Source organism: Microbacterium sp. zg-B185, assembly GCF_030246885.1.
In the GTDB taxonomy this organism is placed as follows: domain Bacteria; phylum Actinomycetota; class Actinomycetes; order Actinomycetales; family Microbacteriaceae; genus Microbacterium.
This window is the reverse complement of the sequence record NZ_CP126739.1, coordinates 945,082-964,674: the sequence shown is the minus strand read 5'-3', so window position 1 is coordinate 964,674 and position 19,593 is coordinate 945,082. Positions and strand designations below refer to the sequence as shown.

Sequence of the window (19,593 nt, the reverse complement as noted above, 5' to 3'; positions counted from 1 at the left end):
AAATCGGACGTGCGGCGGAGTCCGGCGGTCGCCGATCAGTCGATGGTCACGTAATCGGCGCCGGAGTACGCGCCGGTGCGGATCTTCTGCCGCTGCAGCAGAACGTCGTTGAGCAGGCTGGACGCGCCGTAGCGGAACAGGTGCGGCTGCAGCCACTCCTCACCGACCGTCTCGGCGACCGTCACCAGGTATTTGATCGCGTCCTTGGAGGTGCGGATGCCGCCGGCCGGTTTGACCCCGATCTTCTCGCCGGTGGCGCGGTGCCAGTCGCGGACGACTTCGAGCATGAGCAGCGTCGTGGGCAGCGTCGCAGCCGGCTGCACCTTGCCGGTGGAGGTCTTGATGAAGTCGCCGCCGGCGAGGATCGCCAGCCACGACGCACGTTTGATGTTGTCGTAGGTGTTCAGCTCGCCGGTCTCCAGGATCACCTTCAACGACGCGTACGAGCCGTCGGCCCGGCGGCAGGCCTGCTTCACGCGGGCGATCTGGTCGAAGACCACGCCGTACCGGCCGGCCAGGAAAGCGCCGCGGTCGATCACCATGTCGATCTCGTCCGCACCGCCCGCGACGGCATCCGCGGTGTCGGCGAGCTTGACCTCCAGCGACGCGCGACCGCTCGGGAAGGCGGTGGCCACCGCCGCGATCGACACGAGTCCGTCGTCCGGGTCGCCGTGCGCGCCGCCGAGCGCCGCGACGGCATGCGGCACCATGTCGCCGTAGACGCAGACGGCCGCGACCCGCGGGCAGGTGGGGTCCGCGGCGTCCGGCGACAGTGCCTTCGCGACCAGTGATCGCACCTTTCCGGGGGTGTCGGCGCCCTCCAGCGTGGTCAGGTCGATCAGCTGGATGATCTTGTCCAGCGCCCACGCCTTCGAGGTCGTCTTGATCGAACGGGTCCCGAGCCCGGCCGCGCGCTGCTCGAGCCCGACCGCATCCACGCCGGGAAGACCGTGCAGGTAGCGGCTCAGGGTGGTGTCGTCCGGTTCTCCGCCGAGCAGCTCCACGGCGCGTTCGGGCAAGGTCTGCAGGTCGGTCCGGCTCATCGCTCTGTCTCCTTCTTCAGCACGCCGCGAGGGTGGTGCCGTGTGCAGTCCGCGACGCACGGGCACTCATCCGCTGCCGTGCGGGCCGGCGACCCCGTCCGGGTCCCCGCCGCGCTGCCGCGATCGCGTCGGCGGCGAGCTTCGATCCGAGTCTCAAGCCTACCCCTGCGCTTCGTCCCGCGGCCGTGAGCCACCTGCCTCGCCCGCGCGGCAGGAGTGGGCCGAGCAGCGCCGCATCGCCGGCCGTCGCGGGATCGCCGGGGTGCAGGCGATGACCGACCCACGGCCGCGGACGAGGTCAGGCCAGCACCGCGCGAACCCGCCCGACGTCGTCGGTGATCTGCGCGATGAGCGTGTCGATCCCTGAGAATGTCGTCATTCCGCGGATGCGGGCGACGAACTGGATCTCGACGTCCCGGCCGTACAGGTCCAAATCGGTCTCGTCGAGCACGTACGCCTCGACCTGACGGACGGCGACATCGTCGAAGGTCGGGTTCACGCCGACGGAGATGGCGGCCGGATACCGCGCACCGCGGCGCAGCCCGTCGGCCGAGCCCTGGTCCACGAGCCAGCCGGCGTACACGCCGTCGGCGGGCACGAACCCCTCCAGGTCAGGCGACAGGTTCGCGGTCGGAAAGCCCAGTTCGCGGCCGCGCTTCAGACCGTGCACGACTTCGCCCCACACCGACGCGGGGCGACCGAGAAGCTTCGCCGCCGTCTCGACGTCGCCCGCCGCCAGCAGCTCCCGGATCCACGTCGAGGAGACCCGGCGGCCCGCGTCGATCGCGCGCACATCGTCGACGACGTCAACGTCGAACCCGAACCTGGCGCCCAGCTCCCGCAGGACCTCGGGGTTGCCCGCACCGCCTCGGCCGAACCGGAAGTCGCGGCCGACCAGCACGGTGCGGACCTTGAGCGCGTCCACCAGCACGCGCTGGACGAACTGCTCGGCGGTGAGGTCGGCCAGTTCCCGATCGAAGCGCAGCACCAGCGCCGCATCGATGCCCGTCTCGGCCAGCAGGTGCACCTTCTGGTGCACGCCGATCAGGTCGGGCGGGCACACCTCTGGGCGAAGCAGCGCGAGCGGGTTTCGATCGAAGGTGACCGCGACGACCTGCGCGTCTCCGGTTGCGGCATCGACCCTGGCTCGGTCCAGCACGGCCCGGTGCCCGGAGTGCACTCCGTCGAATTTGCCGATCGCGACGATGGACGGACCGAAGTCCGCGGGGACCTCGGCGGGATCGTGGAAGACGATCACGGCGTCACCGCGGTGGGCGCGGCATCCGCTGTCGCGGTCGCTGCGACCGGGCGATGCGAGGCCAGCCACCAGATTCCGAAGAACGGCAGCACGAGGGGCACGAACAGGTAGCCCATCCCGAACCAGGACCACACCGTGGGATGCGCGAACAGGTCCGGCAGCAGCAGGCTCAGGGCGCCGATCACCAGCACGCCCGCCAGTTCGAAGCAGATCGCCACCCAGGCGATCAGGTACCACCCTCTCGTCCCGGCGAAGACCAGCGCGAGGGTGGCGAGGCTGTAGACCACCGCGGATGCCGCGGACAGCGTGTAGGCCAGCGGCGCCTCATCGAAGCGCTGCACGATCTGAACGAAGGACCGGCCGGTGGCTGCCAGCGCCATGATCGCGTAGACGATCACGAGCAGGCGTCCGATACCGGTCATGCGGGGGCGGGAAGACGACGACATGACTGTCTGATCATACGGGCTGGCTCATGCCACCTGGATCGTCCAGATCGCTTGCATGCGCCAGAGCATCACCGCCACCGCGAGTGCCGCGACGCCCATGATGACGGTGCTCCACCGGCTGCGCTCCAGCAGCGCCCAGACGACGGCCGCGGGCGGGATCAGCGCCGCCGAGACCAGGTACACCCAGAACTCCAGCAGGCTGCCGGAGGGCGGGTTACCGGCGAACGGGGCGACGATCGCGATGACGATCTGCGCGATGAGCAGCAGCTCCAGGAGCGCGAGTCCCCCGACGCTGAGATCGCTCGGCCGTCGGCCGGCCAGGCCGAGGATGATGCCGAGCAGCCCGGCCAGGACGGCCACGGCGATCTGGGCGATGGTGAACCACAGGATCATGCGGATGCCTCTCCGGGGGGAAGGTTCATGACGCTTTTGACGTCGTCGCCGCGGCGCTCCACGATCCCGACCAGAACTCCGGCGGGGTCGATGGCGGCCGCAGGGACCTGCGTGATCCGTGCGGCCGCGCCGACCAGCCGTTTGCCGTGGCGGAGGTCGCGCGCCTCGTCCGCGGACACCGGGAATGCGCCGAGGACGGTGGTGGCTACATCGGCCGGTGTGAGCAGCCGCGCGGCGCCGAGTGCATCGATGGCTGCCGCACCGTCGAGTCCGAACGGGCCGATGCGGGTGCGCCGCAGCGCCGTGAGGTGACCGCCCACGCCGAGAGCGTCGCCGAGGTCACGGGCGAGGGCACGGATGTAGGTGCCGCTCGAGCAGTCCACGACGACGTCCAGATCGACGAAGCCGTCCTCGCTGCGCTGGTCGAGCACCTCGAACCGGGACACCGTCACGGTGCGGGCGGCGAGCGTGACCTCCTCGCCCGCGCGCGCCAGGTCGTAGGCCCGGCGGCCGGCGACCTTGATCGCCGACACGCGGCTGGGCACCTGGGAGATCTCGCCCGTGAGCGGAGCGATCGCGGCGGTGATCGCCGCGGGATCGAGGGCGGCGGCATCCGTCACCGTCAGGATCGTGCCGTCCGCATCATCGGTGTCTGTCGTCGCGCCGAGACGGATCGTGGCCTGGTAGGTCTTGTCCAGCCCGACGATGTAGGTCAGCAGCCGGGTGGCAGCCTCCACGCCGAGGATCAGCAGGCCGGTGGCCATCGGATCCAGCGTGCCGGCGTGGCCGATCTTGCGGGTCCCCAGCGCCTTGCGGGCGCGGGCGACGACGTCATGGCTGGTCATGCCGCCGGGCTTGTCCACCAGCAGCACACCGGGTGCGGCCATCAGCAGTAGTCCTCGAACGTGCGACGGGGATGGGCCAGATCGGCGTTGTCCACGATCGCAGAGGCTTCCAGCCTGGGCCGGGCGTCCTTCAGGTACAGCTCCTGCCCATCGCGGTATCGGAGGTTCGAGGCGGCAGCCGGGTTCGGATCGGAGCCGTCGCGCAACGCCATTCGCTGGTAGGCGACATCGACCGGAGCGTCCAGCCACACCGACCAGTCCCAGAGTCCGCGCAGCTCGGGCCGGAGCAGGAAGATGCCGTCGACGATGAGCACGGCATCCCGTGGCGCTGTGGTCCAGGTCGCTTCGACCGGGGTGTCGCGTGCGACGTCGAACGCCGCCAGCTGGAAGCCGGTCGTGCCTGCCGTCTGGGCGCCGTCGCGGAACGGGTCGATCAGCACCCGCCGGAACGTCGCGTAGTCGTACGAGTCGCGGTAATAACCCTCCGGCGAGCGGCGACCGCGCTGATAACGCTCCGCCCGCGGACGGTGGAAGTCGTCGATGGATGCCCGGAAGACCGAGGAGCCGTCCTCGGCGAACACGTCCGCGAAGGCGTCGGCGAAGGTCGTCTTGCCCGCACCGTCGATGCCGTCCACCGCGATGATGACCCGGCCGCCGCGATAGTGCTGGCGGACCTCGTCGCGCAGTTCACGCAGCAGCGTGGTGAGCGGGGTCGTGGGCAGGCGCATGCCTCCAGCCTACGGTCGGTCCGCTCAGCCGCAGATCTCGTACGGCGGCTGTTCGGCGTCGGTCACGGTGACGACATTGATGACCGTGGACGGTTCCCGGTAGGAGAAGAAGATCGCGTCGACGCTGATGTAGTGGATGTCCGGGGAGATTCGCTGCGTCGTCTCGAGCGCGTCGGGGTAAGCCGCCCAGACCTCGTCCACGGTCGAGCCGACACCGATCCCGGCTGCCGTCCGTGGCCCGCCGACGTCGTACGGCTCGGTCCAGTCGCCCCATTCGACCAGTTCCAACGGGGCAGCATCGTCGCGGGACGCGTCGCGAACGATCCAAAGGTTGTCGCCGTCGGCGTCCTGCCACAGTACCGAGTGCGTGCAGACCTCAGGGTCGCGCTCGACGTCCGTCGGCAGTTGGGCGACCGCGTCCGAGAACGGAGCATTCAGCGTGATCGGGCCGATACCGGCCTCGGAGATGAGCCACGTCGAGGGGTCGGCGGGGTCCGTTGTGGGCGTGGGCGTCGGCACGCTCGCCGACGGAGCCGCCGTGGAGGTCGGTTCGGGGGTAGGTGCAGCCGTCTCGGACGCTGTCACGCAACCGGAAAGCAGGATTGCCACCGCAAGAATCGATACAACACATGCCGGTCGCCGCATGGAACGCCTCTCTGGAGATCTGACTCCACCGTAAAGGTCAGCGAGGCTGCCGTCGATGACCGCAGGACATTCGGAGTCGAAACGTGACGCGCGTCGCAGGCGGTGGCGAGCCTAGGCTGATCGGCATGCCCGAGATCGCCGCCCCGCTGATCGGCTGGTACCGGCAGAACGCGCGAGACCTGCCCTGGAGGCGTCCCGGTTTCCCCGCCTGGGGCGTGCTGGTCAGCGAGTTCATGCTGCAGCAGACCCCGGTGAGCCGCGTCGTGCCCCACCTCGAGGCGTGGCTCGCCCGGTGGCCCGACCCGGCGTCCCTCGCGTCGGACGCGCCGTCGGCGGCAGTGGCACAGTGGGCGAATCTGGGGTACCCGCGTCGCGCACTGTGGCTGCATCGCGCGGCGACCGAGATCGTCACCCGGCACGGAGGCGTCGTCCCGAGCGACGTGGACACGCTGCTGGCACTGACCGGGATAGGCGACTACACCGCACGCGCCGTCGCGGTGTTCGCCTACGGTGCCCGGCATCCCGTCGTGGACACGAACACCCGGCGTGTGCTCGCCCGCGCCGTCCACGGTCGAGCACACCCCGGTCCCCCTGCTCGGCGCGACCTGGCGGACATGGAGGAGATCCTCCCCGACTCACTGGAAGGCTCCGCGATCGTCAATGCCGCCGCGATGGAGCTCGGCGCACTCGTCTGCACCGCTCGGGTGCCCCGCTGCTGGCTGTGCCCGCTCGCCGAGCACTGCGCCTGGAGACTCGCGGGCTATCCCGATACCGGTGACCTACGCCGTCGGCAGGCGCGGTTCGAGGGAAGCGACCGCCAAACGCGCGGTGCGGTGCTGAAGATGCTCCGGGATGCCGCGTCCCACACGCTCCCCCTCGGCGAGGTCCTCCCGGACTGGCACGACCCTCGCCAGCGGGACCGTGCGATCGATTCTCTGGTGGCCGACGGACTGGCCGAGGCCACCGAGGGGATGCTCCGGCTGCCCGCCTGATCAGCTCGCCACCAGAAGCTCACCGAGCATCGCGGCCAGCAGCCGTCGGTACTGGCCGACGCTCATGCCTCCGACGCGCACGGCCCGGTCGTAGAGCTCCACCGAGCCGATCAGCACCGCGCGGTCGACGAGGTCGTCCAGACCGAGATCGTCGCGCGCGAAGCCTCGGGCCATCCACTCCTGCATGAGTGTGACGTTCTGCGCCCGGATGCCTGCTGCCAGCTGCCCGAACGCTTCGGCGATCTCTGCGTCGGTGCGCGCGGCCTCGGCAAAGGCGAGCCACAGCCCGTGCGTTGCGGAGTTGACCTGCGTCAGGACCTCCGCGGCGACCGCGGCCGCCTCTGCGGCAGTCCGGGCGGAGAGCATCTGCTCGCCCAGGGCGGTCTCTCTCGCGTCGGCGTCGCGTCCGGCGCCGAACGCGAACGCGTCTATCGCCGCGCGCAGGAGCGCCGATTTCGGGCCGTGCGACTGGACGGTCTCAGGAGACACCCCGGCGTTGCGGGCGATCTCCGGCATGCTCGTGCCGGCGTAACCGCGCGCCGCGAAGAGTTCGGCGGCCGCCGCGACGATCCGAGCTCGCGTGGCCGCGGCCTGTTCCGTGCGAAGGGCGGATGAATAGCGACGTGAAGATCTCTGGTCCGGCATATTGACTACTGTACTCCTGTAGTGAATACTTTCCACATTATCCGATTCGTCAGTGGAGCAGTCATGTCTGGAATCCTTTTCGCCTCCGTGCCCGTGCACGGACACGTCTCACCCTTGCTACCGCTCGCACGCCACTTCGTCGACCGAGGCGACCATGTGACCTTCCTCACGGGCGCCCGCTTCGCCGACGCCGTCTCTGCGACCGGGGCCGAACACGTCGCCATGCCGGAGGCGGCGGACTTCGACGACCGAACGGTGTCGTCGAAGTACCCGGAGCGAGAGGGCATGCCGGCGGTCAAGGCGATCGCCTTCGACTTCGAGCACATCTTCGTGCGCCCCGCGGAACAGCAGTACGCGGCGCTTTCGGCGCTCGTCACCGGCGCCGACGTCGATGTCGTCGTGTGCGACCCGCTCTTCTTCGGAGCTGCGATCTACGCCGAGCATTCGCCGGCGGACCGCGCTCCCGTCGTCGTCGCCGGTCTCGTGCCTCTGAACTATCCGGGGCCAGGACTGGCGCCGTTCGGGATGGGGCTCGCGCCGATGGGCGGGCTGGCCGGGAGCATCCGGAACACCATCCTCGCCGCCGCCACCAAGCGCATCTTCCGGCCGGTGAACGCGGCGGCCGATGAGGTCGCCCATCGCGCGATCGGGCGCAGCCTGTCGGGAGCCGTGCTGGACTGGCTCCCCCGCGCCGACGCCATCGGCCAGCTCACCGTGCCCGCCTTCGAGTACCGGCGACCGGACGCCCCGGCATCCGTCGTCTTCACCGGGCCGGTTTCTGCGGCGGCGGCGCCGCATGCGCGACCCGAGTGGTGGCGTGATGTCGAAGCGGCGCGCACCGTCGTGCACGTGACGCAGGGCACGATCGCGAACGATGACCCATCCGAGCTCATTCTGCCCACGATCCACGGCCTCGCCGACAGCGGGGCGCTCGTCGTCGTCGCGACCGGCGGTCTGCCCGTCCAGGCCCTCGGCACGCTGCCCGTCAATGTCCGGGCGGCGGAGTTCCTTCCCTACGACGAGCTGTTCGCGCACACCGATCTGTTCATCACCAACGGCGGCTACGGCGGCGTTCAGTACTCGCTGAGCCACGGCGTGCCGCTGGTTGTGGCACCCGGCAAGGAAGACAAGGTCGAGGTCGCCGCCCGTGTCGCGTGGTCGGGTACCGGCGTGAATCTGCGCACCCAGCGCCCGACGGCCGCGGCGATCAAGGGCGCCGTCGAGCGGGTGACGACCGAGCCACGGTATCGACGCGCAGCCCAGCGCATCGCCGCCGACATCGCAGCGTCCAGCGGCGCGGCAGGGTTCGCGGCCATGGTCGATCGGATCATCGCCGGCGCAGAGGAGCCCTTCCCCGCTCAGTCCTTCGCAGGCTGGAGATCCTCGTCGCCGGCGTCGGCCTCGTCGTCGGATTCGTCCGACTCGTCGAACTCGCGCGGCTTGACGTAGGGATCCGCGTCACCGGCGTATTTCGCAGACGCGGCAAGTCCGGCGACGGCCTCATCGCGCTCGCGTGCTTCGCGTAGGAGCGCGGCGATGTGATCGGCGTTCTCCGGGATCGCGTCGAGGAAGAATTCCAGCGTCGGAGTCAGCCGCGTGTTGAGGTTCTTGCCGACCTCGGTGCGCAGCAGCCCCGTCGCCGACTTCAGCGCGGCGGCGGTGTCCGCCCTCAGCGCCTCGTCGCCCATGACGGTGTAGAACACCGACGCGTGCTGCAGGTCGCCGGTCACCTTCACGTCGGTGATCGTGACGAATCCGAGGCGCGGGTCACGCAGCCCCTTCTCGAGTCGCTCCGCGAGCACGACGCGGATGCGATCCGCGACTCTCGCCTGCCGTTCTCCAGCCATTTCTCTCCCTGGTAGTACTGCACACGGGGGACGCCCGAAGGCGTCCCCCGTGTCGTGATCAGCCTCGCGGCTTCTCGACGAGCTCTGTCGTCTCGATCTCGTCGCCGACCTGGATGTCGTTGAACTTGCCGAGTCCGATACCGGCCTCGTAGTCCGTGCGCACCTCGGTCACGTCGTCCTTGAAGCGACGCAGCGACTCGATGGCCAGGCCATCGGCGATGACGACGCCATCGCGGATGACGCGCGCCTTCGCGTTGCGCGTGATCGTCCCGGAGCGGACGATGACACCGGCGATGTTGCCGAACTTGGAGGAGCGGAACACCTCGCGGATCTCGGCCACGCCCGACTGGACCTCTTCGAACTCCGGCTTGAGCATGCCCTTGAGGGACTGCTCGACGTCGTCGATCGCGTTGTAGATGACCGAGTAGAAGCGGGTGTCCACGCCTTCGCGTTGGGCACGCTCGCGTGCCTTCGCGTCGGGCCGGACGTTGAAGCCGATGATGATCGCGTTGTCGATCGTCGCCAGGTTCACATCCGACTCGGTGATGGCACCGACGCCTCGGTGGATGATCCGCAGCTGGACTGAGTCGTCCACCTCGATCTTGAGCAGCGACTCCTCGAGCGCCTCGACCGCACCGGACACGTCGCCCTTGATGATGAGGTTGAGCGACTCGACCTTGCCCTCCTGGAGGGCGCGGGTGAAGTCCTCGAGCGAGATGCGCTTACGCGCCTTCGCCAGCTGGGCGTTGCGCTCGGCTGCTTCACGCTTCTCGGCGATCTGACGGGCCAGACGATCCTCATCGGTGACGATGAAGGTGTCGCCGGCGCGGGGCACGGAGTTCAGACCCTGCACCTGCACCGGACGCGACGGGTAGGCCTCGAGCACCGGATCGCCGTTCTCGTCCGCCATGGCACGCACGCGGCCGTAGGCGGTGCCGGCGACGATCGCGTCGCCGACCCGGAGCGTTCCGGACTGGATGAGCACGGTCGCGACCGAACCGCGGCCCTTGTCGAGCTTCGCCTCGATGGCGACACCGCGCGCGGCCTTGTTCGGGTTCGCGGTCAGGTCCAGGCCGGCATCCGCGGTCAGCAGCACGGCATCCAGCAGCTCCTGGATGTGCAGGCCGTCGCGGGCCGAGACATCCACGAAGATGACGTCGCCGCCATACTCCTCTGCGACCAGCCCGTACTCGGTCAGCTGCTGGCGGACCTTGCCCGGGTTGGCATCCGGCTTGTCGATCTTGTTCACCGCGACCACGATCGGCACGCCGGCGGCCTGGGCGTGGTTGAGCGCCTCGACCGTCTGCGGCATGATGCCGTCGTCGGCGGCGACCACGAGGATCGCGAGGTCGGTCACCTGCGCACCACGAGCACGCATGGCGGTGAACGCCTCGTGACCCGGTGTGTCGATGAAGGTGATGGCCCGCTCGATGCCCTCGTGCTCGGTCCAGACCTGGTAGGCGCCGATGTGCTGCGTGATGCCGCCCGCTTCTCCTGCGACCACATTCGTCTGGCGGATGGCGTCGAGCAGTCGGGTCTTACCGTGGTCGACGTGACCCATGACGGTCACGACCGGAGGACGGATCTCGAGGTCATCCTCATCCTCGTCCTCGAGCTCCTGATCGAGGTTGAGACCGAAGCTCTCCAGGAGCTCCTTGTCCTCGTCCTCGGGCGAGACCATCTGGATCTTGTAGCCCAGCTCGGCGCCGAGCACCTCGAAGGTGGCTTCGTCGAGCGATTCGGTCGCCGTCGCCATCTCACCCAGGTTGAACAGGATCGTCACGAGCGTGCCCGGCTGCACGGTGTAGCCGGTCAGCGTCTCGATCTTGTCGGCGAAGTCCGAGATCGATGCGCCGCGGCGCATCCGGATGGTCTCACCGTTACCACGGGAGACGTTGATGCCACCGACGACCGGTGCATCCCTCATCTCGAATTCTTGACGCTTCGCCCTGCGCGACTTGCGCTGCTTGGACTTGCCGCCGCCCTTGCCGAACGCGCCGGCCGTACCGCCGCCGGGTCCACGACCACGACCGCCGCCACCACCGGGACGACCCGCAAAGCCACCCGCAGGGGCTCCACCGGGCGCGCCACCGGGACGCTGGAAGCCGCCACCGGCACCGCCGGGACGACCGGGACCGCCGGGGCGCTGCTGGAACGGAGCGCCACCGGGACGACCGCCGCCACCGGGACGGCCGGGACCGCCCGGACGGGCGCCGGGTGCTCCCGGACGCGGAGCGCCGGGACGGGGTGCCTGAGGACGGGGGATGTTGCCGGGGCTGGGTCGCTGACCCATGCCCTGCGCGCTGGCGAACGGGTTGTTGCCCGGGCGCGGGCCGGCCGGGCGCTGGCCCATGCCCTGCGCGCTCGAGAACGGGTTGTTGCCGGGACGCGGCGCTCCACCCGGACGCGGCGCGCCGGGGGTGGCAGCATCGCCGGACGGCTGAGCCGGTGCGTCGGCCGCCGGGGCGGCCGGGGACGGCGCCTCGGTGGGCGCTGCCGCCGCGGCGGGCGCGGCGACCTCAGCAGGCGCAGGCGCAGGCGCGGGCGCGGGCGCCGGCGCCGGCGCGGCGGGAGCCGCCGGAGCCGGAGCGGGCGCAGGGGCGGCAGCCCCCGGTCGCGGTGCGCCGGGACGGCCGGCACCCGGGCGGGCAGCGCCGGGGCGCGCACCGTTGCTCGGCGCAGGGGCCGCAGCCGGCGCGGCACCGGCGGCGGGCTTGGCTGCGCCGTCCGCCTCGAGGGCGGCGCGCAGCTTGCGAGCCACCGGGGGCTCGATCGTCGATGAGGGGCTCTTGACGAATTCGCCGAGCTCCTTGAGCTTTGCAAGAGCGACCTTGCTATCTACACCGAGTTCGGAAGCGATCTCGTGTACGCGTGGTTTGGCAGCCACAATTCTCCTGTCTGGGTTGGTCCACCCAGGCAGGGCAGACCTCAGTCGCGGACGGGTCTCATTTCGAGCCGTTCACTTTGTTTCCATAGCCATTCAGCCGTTTCTCGAAGGTCTGCGTATCCAGAGGACCTGACACACGCAATGCCCGCACGAAGGCGCGGCGCCGGATCGCGGCATCCCCACACTCGTGCGTCTCGTGAACCCACGCGCCCCGTCCCGGCAGCGATGCCCGCTCGTCGGGGACGAGGGTGGAATCGATGGCCACGACTCGAAGGAGTGTGGACCGGGGGGCACGCACGCGGCATCCGACGCACGTTCGTACAGAATCCATCTTACACCTCTCAGCATGCCGTCCTCTGCGAGCGGATGCTGTCAGCTCTCCAGCACGCTGTCCGGTTGGATGTCGATCTTGGCACCGGTCAGCTTGGCGGCCAGACGGGCGTTCTGACCCTCCTTGCCGATGGCCAGCGAGAGCTGGTAGTCGGGCACGAGCGCGCGTACGGCCTTCGTGGAGGAGTCCAGGATGAAGCTCGAGGTCACCTTCGCGGGCGACAGCGCATTCGCGACGAACTTGGCCAGCTCGGGGTCGTAGTCGACGATGTCGATCTTCTCCCCGCCGAGCTCCTCGGTCACGGCGCGGACGCGGCGTCCGAGTTCGCCGATGCAGGCGCCCTTCGCATTGATGGTCGGATCGGTCGCCCGAACCGCGATCTTCGTGCGGTGTCCGGCCTCACGCGCGAGCGAGACGATCTCCACCAGCCCCGAGTGGATCTCGGGCACCTCGAGCGCGAACAGCTTGCGAACCAGGCCCGGGTGCGTGCGCGAGACCGTGATCTGCGGTCCCTTGTTGCCCTTCGCCACGGACGTGACGTACACCCGCAGGCGGGAGCCGTGCGCGTACTGCTCACCGGCCACCTGCTCCTCGGGCGGGAGAATGGCCTCGATCGATCCCAGATCGACGTGCACCATGCGCGGATTCGGGCCTTGCTGGACGACCCCGGCGACGATGTCGCCCTCCTTGCCGCGGAACTCGCCCAGGACTGCATCGTCCGCGATGTCACGCAGGCGCTGACTGATCACCTGCTTGGCGGCGAAGGCGGCGATGCGCCCGAAGTCGTCGGGAGTGGTCTCCTCCTCGCCGATCACGGCGCCGTCCTCGTCGACCATCGGCAGGAAGACCGCGACGTGGCCGGTCTTGCGATCCAGCAGCACGCGCGCACCGTTCGGGAGCTCACCGGTCGGGGTGGTGTGCTTCGCGTAGGCGGTCAGGATGGCCTGTTCGATGATGCGCACGAGCTCATCGAACGGAATCTCCTTCTCTCGCTCAATCGTCCTCAGCAATGACAGATCGATGTCCACAAGTGACCTCCCTATTCAGCTATCGCCGTCGCGTCATGCGCGCGGCATCCTCAACGGTACCGGATGCCGGGACCTGCGGCCTGGGAGAACACCCGTCTGGGGCGCGTGCTACTCGACCAGCTGCCAGCAGTCGGAGACCAGCCGCTCGTCCCGGTCGAAACGTGCCTGTGTCCAGCGCATCAGGGTCGGCAGAAACGGCGACGATGGGCCGATCAGCGACCGGTGATCGGCATTCGCGTACGGTACCCAGCGCACCGCTGTTCCGGCCTCGCACAGCTCCTCGACGAACCGGTGCGGCAGCTGCGCGGGGATCACCTCGTCGCGGGCACCCCACGCCAGCAGCAGCGGGGCTGCCCACGGTCCAGCGGGTGTGTTCTGCCCGAGCCGTCTGCCCAGCGGGCCTCCGGTCAGGTTGGCCGGGTAGAGGGGGCGGTCCGCGGAGACCCCGAGGGAGGTGATCGCCGAGACGAACAATCCTGGTTCGCTCAGGCATCGCTGCGTCATCTCCCGCACGATCGCCCGCCCCGAGGTGGCGACGTAGTCCTCGACGTCCACGTCCGGGTAGAGGTCCGCGTACGGCACCAGCACCCAGGAGACGAGGATGGACAGCTCGGCCGAGGCGTCCCGCCTCGTCAGCTCCCGCGCCATGCCCAGCGGGTCAGTCACCGCCGCCAGCGTCGCGGTCCCGAGGATCCGAAGCTCGGGCGCGTAGTCGGCCGCCACCGGCTCGGTCCACAGCGCCGCGTGACCCCCCTGGGAGTGTCCCCACACGACCACGTCCGCAGACAGGCGGAGGTCATCCAGCTGACCTGCCGCGCGGATGGCGTCCAGGCTGGAGCGCGCTTCACCCGCGCCGATGAGGTACGGGAACCTGCCGTCCGCTCCGCGACCGCTGTAGTCGGACCCGATCACCACCCAGCCGCGCGCGAGCGCCTGCTCCACGCCCGGAATCGCCCACCGGGTCGCGGTGGTGTCCATCAGGCTCGGCGCGCATCCGCGCGCGACGCCTGTCGTCCCCCAGTTCCAGGATATGACCGGACGCGGACCCAGCGGCGGCTCGAGCGGAGTGATCACCAGCGCGCTGGCCACCGCGCGCACCCCGTACGCATCGGTGGTGCTGTACAGGATGCGCTGCACCGTGCCGCCCGACGGGTGCACGCCGGTGTAGGGGTCCGCCCGGATCAGCACGCCGGGCTCGTCGGGCGCCTCTGCCGGCGCGTCGTAGAAGGAGTCGACGACCGGGGAGCCCTCCGCCAGCCAGCTGTTGACCCACCAGGCCGAGGCTGCCAGCGCCAGGAACCCGACGGCCAGGGCATACCGGGCCACATCGCCGAGGATCAGACTGCGGCGGGTCTGGGGCCCGTCGGTCAGTCGCGCCGGCAGGCCGGCGAGACTCCGCCCGGCACGCCAGATCAGCCTCACGCCGTATGCGACGGTCCGGATCCCGAAGAGCACGGCGGCAACCAGGAGCGTCAGATCCGGCCACACCAGGGCCAGGATGCCGAAGACGATCTGGCCCACACCGGATGCGATCGTCAGCACGCGCGCGCTGACTCTGCCGCCGCTCAGTCCGCCGAGCGCACCCAGACCGCCGACCACGAGCAGCACGCCCAGCACGGTCGGAAGCAGCTCGATCGAACGGCCGAGCCACACCAGCACCGCGACACCGCCCAGGATCCACACTCCGCAGACGACCCGGTACCACAGTCGAGAGGACCGCTCCGAATCCGCCAGGTCGATCACTCCGGCGACGATCGCGCTGACACCGACCAGGACGGCCAGCAGCCACAGCGAGGTCAGCGGGCGCGTGACGATGAAGATGCCGAGGAAGAGCACGAACACCCCGACGCCCAGTACGGCGGGTGCCGGCGCGGCCTCGATCAGCCGGAGCACGCGTCGCAGTCGCGGCCTCCACACGGTGGTCGCGGGCGTCTCGGTCACGCGGGCAATCCTAAGTCGGGTCCGTCCGGGCGCACGTCGCGACTGCGCGTAGGCTGACGCGGTGGACTCTGCGGCACCCAGGCGCGTCGCGCGAGAAGCAGAGCAGAGCACCCCCTTTCGCTGGACCGCACGCGCCGGATACGCCGCGAACGGCGTCGTGCACGTCCTGATCGGACTCATCGCGGTCGTCGTCGCCTTCGGCGGCGATGGCGACACGGATCAATCCGGTGCGCTCATGCTGATCGCCGGCGCACCGCTCGGTTTCGTCGCGCTGTGGCTGATCGCGATCACGCTGTGGGCGCTGGGCATCTGGCATTTCCTGGAAGGCATCCTCGTGCGGCCGGCCTCCGAGGACTACCGGGAGCTGGCGGCGAAGTGGGGCGGGCGCGTGGGCAGCTGGGGTCAGGCGGTGATCTTCGTCGCGCTCGGCGTGATCTCCGCATCCGTCGCACTGGGTGCGCGGGTGGATGCCGAGGAGGCGGCGGAGAATGCCAGCCGAGGTGTGCTGCAGCTTCCGGGCGGCTCCATCGTGCTGGGGCTCGTCGGGGTCGGGATCGGCATCGGCGGCATCGCCTTCGTGGTCATGGGCGTGCGCCGCACGTTCCGCAACAAGATCGACATCCCACGGCACGGCGTGGGCCGCTCGCTCGCCGGCCTGGGCGGGGTCGGATTCGTGGCGAAGGGCATCGCGCTGATCATCGTGGGCATCCTGCTGCTGGTGGCCGCGTTCACGACCGACCCCGATGCCGCCGGCGGCCTGGACGGGGCGGTCTCCGCGCTCCTCGCCCTGGACTTCGGCCCCTGGCTGGTCGGCGCGGTGGGCGTCGGGTTCATCGCGTACGGGGTCTTCTGCTTCTTCCGTGCGCGGTTCGCCCGCTTCTGAGGGGTTCACCGGACTGTCAACCCCTGGCGACGTCCACGGCGGCGTGTGAGCCTCGAGGCATGGCTGATGAAGCGATGACACAGACCGACGCGATCGTGCGGCTCAAGGAACTGGTGGAGGACATCGATTTCACGATGCTCACCACGCAGGACGCCGCGGGCAACCTCGTGTCACGTCCGATGAGCACCCGGCAGATGGATGAGAACGGGGACATCTGGTTCTTCACGGCGGAGGACACCAAGAAGGTCGACGAGGTCGAGGCCGACCACGACGTGGGACTGTCCTATCTCGACTCGAAGGGCATGCGGTTCGTCTCGGTCGCCGGCCGGGCACGTCTGGTGCACGACCGCGCCAAGATGGAGCAGCTGTACACCGGGTCGCTGGACATCTGGTTCGAAGACGGCCTGGACACGCCCGGGATCGCGCTGCTGAAGGTCACCCCAGTGGAATGCGAGTTCTGGGAGCCCAAGCACGGCAAGATCGTGATGGCGGCGGGCATGTTGAAGGCTCTGGTCACCAAGGACACGCCCGACGACACCATGCGCCACGAACGGATCAGCTGCTGACGTCGCTGCCGGTCAGCGCCGGCTGAGACGGGCCACCGCATCGGCGACCGAGACCAGTTCGCGATCCCCTGTGCGACGATCCCACAGTTCGACCTGGCCCTCGACCGCACCGCGGCCGACGATGACGATCTGCGGCACGCCGACCAGCTCCGCATCACCGAACTTGACCCCCGGCGAGACCTTGGGGCGGTCGTCGTAGAGGACGTCCACGCCGGCTGCCTCCAGCTCCGCGGACAGCCTCTCGGCCACGTCGAAGACGACGGCATCGCGACCGGTCGCCACCACGTGCACGTCGAACGGCGCGACCGACGCCGGCCAGATGAGGCCCTTGTCGTCGTTGTTGAGCTCCGCGATGTTCGCGAGGATGCGGGTCACGCCGATGCCGTACGACCCCATCGTGACGGTGACGAGCTTGCCGTTCTCATCGAGGACCTTCAGGCCCAGCACGTCGGCGAAGAAGCGGCCGAGCTGGAAGACATGGCCGATCTCCATGCCGCGCGCGAGCTCGACGGGTCCCGATCCGTCGGGGGCGGGGTCTCCGGCGCGCACGTCGGCGGCCTCCACGTAGCCGTCGCCGAAGAAGTCGCGTCCAGCCACCAGGGAGTGCACGTGCTTCTGGTCCGCGTTGGCGCCGGTGATCCAGGCCGTGCCGTCCACGACACGGGGATCCAGCAGATATCGGATGCCGGTGGCTGACTCCTCGCCGAACACGGCGCCGGTGGGTGACCACGGGCCGATGTAGCCCTTGACCAGGAGCGGGTTCCTCTCGAAGTCCGCCTCAGTGGCCTGCTCCACGGTGGCGGGGGCGAAGGCGACCTCCACGCGCTTGTCGTCGATGTCGCGGTCGCCCGGGATGCCGACGATGACCACTTCGCGGGTGCCGTCCAGATGCGTGAGCGCCAGCACGACGTTCTTCAGCGTGTGCGCGGCCGTCCACTGCGTCAGCGCATCCGTGGCCGGACCCGCGATGCCGGGGGCCGGCGCGTCCAGGTGCGCGTTGGCGTGCGCCACGAGCGTCGCGATCGTGGGGGTGTTCGGCGAGTCGAAGATCACGGGCTCGGGCAGGCCGTCCAGCGGCAGCGGCTCGGGCGACACCGTCGTGAACGCTTCGACGTTCGCCGCGTAGCCACCGGCTGACCGGACGAAGGTGTCCTCGCCGATCGCGGTCGGGTGCAGGAACTCCTCGCTGCGCGCACCGCCCATGAGGCCGTTGTCGGCCGCGACGATGACGTATTCGAGTCCGAGCCGCTGGAAGATGCGCTCGTACGCGTCGCGCTGCCGCTGATACGAGGCATCCAGCCCCTCGTCGGTGTAGTCGAACGAGTAGGCGTCTTTCATCGTGAACTCGCGACCGCGCAGGAGGCCGGCACGCGGCCTGGCCTCGTCGCGGTACTTGTCCTGGATCTGGTAGATCGCCAAAGGCAGGTCCTTGTATGACGAATACAGGTCCTTCACGAGCAGCGTGAAGAGCTCCTCGTGCGTGGGTGCGAGGAGGTAGTCCGCGTCCTTGCGGTCCTTCAGGCGGAAGATGCCGTTGCCGTAGGTCTCCCAGCGACCGGACTGCTCATAGGGGTCGCGCGGCACGAGCGCAGGAAAATGCACCTCGTACGCACCGGCGTTGGCCATCTCGTCGCGGATGATCGCCTCGATCTTGCCCTTGACCTTCAGGCCCAGCGGCAGCCACGCGAAGATCCCCGGCGCCTGGCGCCGGATGTAGCCGGCGCGGACCAGCAGCCGATGCGAGGCGACCTCGGCATCGGAGGGGTCTTCGCGGAGCGTGCGGAGGAAATAGTGCGAGAGACGGGTGACCACGAGGGTCAAGTCTACGGACGTCGCGTCGCGGCCCGTTCTCCTTTCGCGCCGGCGCGGGTTTGACAACGGACGCCATTGCGGATGCAATATATTGCATCCGCAATGGGCTGCTCTGCGAACTCGCACGGTCAGGCATCCCCCCGACACACCCGTGTTGATCCGCCCCCCGAGGAGCCACGCATGAAGCTCGCCGAATTCCCCCGCTACCCGCTCACCTTCGGACCCAGTCCGCTCCAGCACCTGAAGCGGCTGACGCAGCACCTGGGCGGCGCCCAGGTCTGGGCCAAGCGCGAAGACGTATCCAGCGGTCTGGCCTACGGGGGTAACAAGATTCGGAAGCTCGAGTACATCGTGCCCGATGTCATCGCCTCGGGAGCGGACACGCTCGTCTCGATCGGCGGCTACCAGTCCAACCACACGCGACAGGTGGCCGCGGTGGCCGCGCATTTGGGCCTGAAGGCGCGCCTGGTGCAGGAGAAGTGGGTGCCGTGGGAGGACCCCACCAACGACCGGGTAGGGAACATCCTGCTCTCCCGCATGATGGGCGCCGACTCCCGGCTGGAGGACGCCGGCTTCGACATCGGGGTGCGCGATTCGTGGAAGAAGGCGCTGCGGGAGGTCGAAGCCGCCGGCGGCACGCCCTATCCGATTCCCGCCGGCGCCTCGGAGCACCCGCTGGGCGGTCTGGGTTTCGCCAACTGGGCGTTCGAGCTCGCCGAGCAGGAGCGGGCGCTGGGCATCACATTCGACACGATCATCGTCTGCACCGTGACCGGTTCCACGCACGCCGGGATGATCGCCGGCTTCGCGGCGCTGGAGGAGCTGACCGGCCTCCGGCGGCGGGTGCTGGGCATCGACGCCTCCGCCACTCTGGCTACAACGACGGATCAGGTGACCCGCATCGCCGGCCACACCGCGGAGCTGATCGAGCTGAGCCGCGAGCTGCGCGACGACGAGATCCAGGTCCTCGCGGGGTGGGCGGGCGACCGATACGGCATCCCGGTCGATTCCACGATGGCGGCGATGGCCGTGGGCGCGCAGCTGGAGGCGATGATCACCGACCCCGTCTACGAGGGCAAGTCCCTCGCCGGCCTGATCGAACTCGTGGGCTCCCGGGACATTCCGAAGGACTCGCACGTCCTGTACGCCCACCTGGGCGGGCAGCCCGCGATCAACGCGTACCACTCGCTCTGGCCGTAGACGCCGCTCGCGGCATCCGCTTCTCGGGTGAGGTGAACGGATCCGGCTCCCTGCGGTCGTCGCATCCGAATCCGGCGACGTTCTCCGAATCAGCGGATGCCGC

19 protein-coding genes are annotated in these 19,593 nt (G+C 69.5%); 5 read left to right on the top strand and 14 right to left on the bottom strand.

Annotation, left to right across the window (positions count from 1 at the left end):
* Window positions 1-35: 35 nt before the first annotated feature.
* The 7 genes from deoC to QNO12_RS04475 form a co-directional block, all read right to left on the bottom strand.
* Entirely contained in the window at window positions 36-1,043 is a 1,008-nt protein-coding gene (gene deoC / locus QNO12_RS04505) for a deoxyribose-phosphate aldolase (protein WP_257502757.1), read from the bottom strand.
* A 298-nt stretch (window positions 1,044-1,341) separates the two neighbouring features.
* Complete coding sequence (locus QNO12_RS04500; protein WP_257502970.1) at window positions 1,342-2,301, bottom strand: bifunctional riboflavin kinase/FAD synthetase; 960 nt, start codon at window positions 2,299-2,301, stop codon at window positions 1,342-1,344.
* A complete protein-coding gene (locus QNO12_RS04495; RefSeq protein ID WP_257502758.1) occupies window positions 2,298-2,747 on the bottom strand; it encodes a hypothetical protein in 450 nt (149 codons plus the stop codon). The genes QNO12_RS04500 and QNO12_RS04495 overlap by 4 nt, the downstream gene beginning before the upstream one ends.
* A 24-nt stretch (window positions 2,748-2,771) precedes the next feature.
* The gene (locus tag QNO12_RS04490) at window positions 2,772-3,140 is read right to left on the bottom strand and encodes a hypothetical protein (RefSeq protein WP_257502759.1); all 369 of its coding nucleotides are present in this window, start codon (window positions 3,138-3,140) and stop codon (window positions 2,772-2,774) included.
* A complete protein-coding gene (gene truB / locus QNO12_RS04485; protein WP_257502760.1) occupies window positions 3,137-4,027 on the bottom strand; it encodes a tRNA pseudouridine(55) synthase TruB in 891 nt (296 codons plus the stop codon). The genes QNO12_RS04490 and truB overlap by 4 nt, the downstream gene beginning before the upstream one ends.
* Window positions 4,027-4,713: a nucleoside/nucleotide kinase family protein gene (locus tag QNO12_RS04480; RefSeq protein WP_257502761.1), complete on the bottom strand. Its 687-nt coding sequence runs from the start codon at window positions 4,711-4,713 to the stop codon at window positions 4,027-4,029. The genes truB and QNO12_RS04480 overlap by 1 nt, the downstream gene beginning before the upstream one ends.
* Before the next feature lie 24 nt (window positions 4,714-4,737).
* Complete coding sequence (locus QNO12_RS04475; protein ID WP_285178285.1) at window positions 4,738-5,232, bottom strand: hypothetical protein; 495 nt, start codon at window positions 5,230-5,232, stop codon at window positions 4,738-4,740.
* 251 nt (window positions 5,233-5,483) lie between these two features.
* Here QNO12_RS04475 and QNO12_RS04470 point away from each other — a divergent pair, with 251 nt between their 5' ends.
* On the top strand, window positions 5,484-6,350 hold the full coding sequence (locus QNO12_RS04470; protein WP_257502763.1) for an HhH-GPD family protein: 867 nt from the start codon (window positions 5,484-5,486) through the stop codon (window positions 6,348-6,350).
* On the opposite strand, the gene QNO12_RS04465 is transcribed toward QNO12_RS04470, so the two are convergent.
* A complete protein-coding gene (locus tag QNO12_RS04465; protein WP_257502764.1) occupies window positions 6,351-6,995 on the bottom strand; it encodes a TetR/AcrR family transcriptional regulator in 645 nt (214 codons plus the stop codon).
* A gap of 63 nt (window positions 6,996-7,058) precedes the next feature.
* Here QNO12_RS04465 and QNO12_RS04460 point away from each other — a divergent pair, with 63 nt between their 5' ends.
* Window positions 7,059-8,444, top strand: coding sequence for a glycosyltransferase (locus QNO12_RS04460; protein ID WP_257502765.1), 1,386 nt, complete (start codon window positions 7,059-7,061; stop codon window positions 8,442-8,444).
* Here QNO12_RS04460 and rbfA read toward each other — a convergent pair.
* The 5 genes from rbfA to QNO12_RS04435 form a co-directional block, all read right to left on the bottom strand.
* On the bottom strand, window positions 8,354-8,842 hold the full coding sequence (rbfA, locus tag QNO12_RS04455) for a 30S ribosome-binding factor RbfA (RefSeq protein WP_257502766.1): 489 nt from the start codon (window positions 8,840-8,842) through the stop codon (window positions 8,354-8,356). The two genes, QNO12_RS04460 and rbfA, sit on opposite strands and share 91 nt — an antisense overlap.
* A gap of 58 nt (window positions 8,843-8,900) precedes the next feature.
* Window positions 8,901-11,729 (bottom strand): translation initiation factor IF-2, encoded by a 2,829-nt coding sequence (gene infB, locus QNO12_RS04450; RefSeq protein WP_257502767.1) that lies wholly within the window; start codon window positions 11,727-11,729, stop codon window positions 8,901-8,903.
* Between the two features lie 58 nt (window positions 11,730-11,787).
* Window positions 11,788-12,060, bottom strand: a complete 273-nt coding sequence (locus tag QNO12_RS04445; protein ID WP_257502768.1) for a YlxR family protein — start codon at window positions 12,058-12,060, stop codon at window positions 11,788-11,790.
* A 41-nt stretch (window positions 12,061-12,101) separates the two neighbouring features.
* The gene (nusA, locus tag QNO12_RS04440) at window positions 12,102-13,088 is read right to left on the bottom strand and encodes a transcription termination factor NusA (RefSeq protein WP_257502769.1); all 987 of its coding nucleotides are present in this window, start codon (window positions 13,086-13,088) and stop codon (window positions 12,102-12,104) included.
* Between the two features lie 108 nt (window positions 13,089-13,196).
* Window positions 13,197-15,029 carry a lipase family protein gene (locus QNO12_RS04435; protein WP_257502770.1) on the bottom strand — a complete coding sequence of 611 codons (1,833 nt, stop codon included), beginning with the start codon at window positions 15,027-15,029 and terminating at the stop codon, window positions 13,197-13,199.
* 61 nt (window positions 15,030-15,090) lie between these two features.
* Between QNO12_RS04435 and QNO12_RS04430 the strand changes: the two genes are divergently transcribed.
* The gene (locus QNO12_RS04430) at window positions 15,091-15,912 is read left to right on the top strand and encodes a DUF1206 domain-containing protein (RefSeq protein ID WP_257502771.1); all 822 of its coding nucleotides are present in this window, start codon (window positions 15,091-15,093) and stop codon (window positions 15,910-15,912) included.
* Between the two features lie 59 nt (window positions 15,913-15,971).
* The gene (locus QNO12_RS04425; protein WP_257502772.1) at window positions 15,972-16,478 is read left to right on the top strand and encodes a pyridoxamine 5'-phosphate oxidase family protein; all 507 of its coding nucleotides are present in this window, start codon (window positions 15,972-15,974) and stop codon (window positions 16,476-16,478) included.
* Between the two features lie 12 nt (window positions 16,479-16,490).
* Here QNO12_RS04425 and QNO12_RS04420 read toward each other — a convergent pair whose 3' ends face one another.
* On the bottom strand, window positions 16,491-18,290 hold the full coding sequence (locus QNO12_RS04420; RefSeq protein WP_257502773.1) for a proline--tRNA ligase: 1,800 nt from the start codon (window positions 18,288-18,290) through the stop codon (window positions 16,491-16,493).
* A 180-nt stretch (window positions 18,291-18,470) separates the two neighbouring features.
* Here QNO12_RS04420 and QNO12_RS04415 point away from each other — a divergent pair, with 180 nt between their 5' ends.
* Entirely contained in the window at window positions 18,471-19,490 is a 1,020-nt protein-coding gene (locus QNO12_RS04415) for a 1-aminocyclopropane-1-carboxylate deaminase (protein WP_257502774.1), read from the top strand.
* Window positions 19,491-19,593 lie beyond the last annotated feature (103 nt).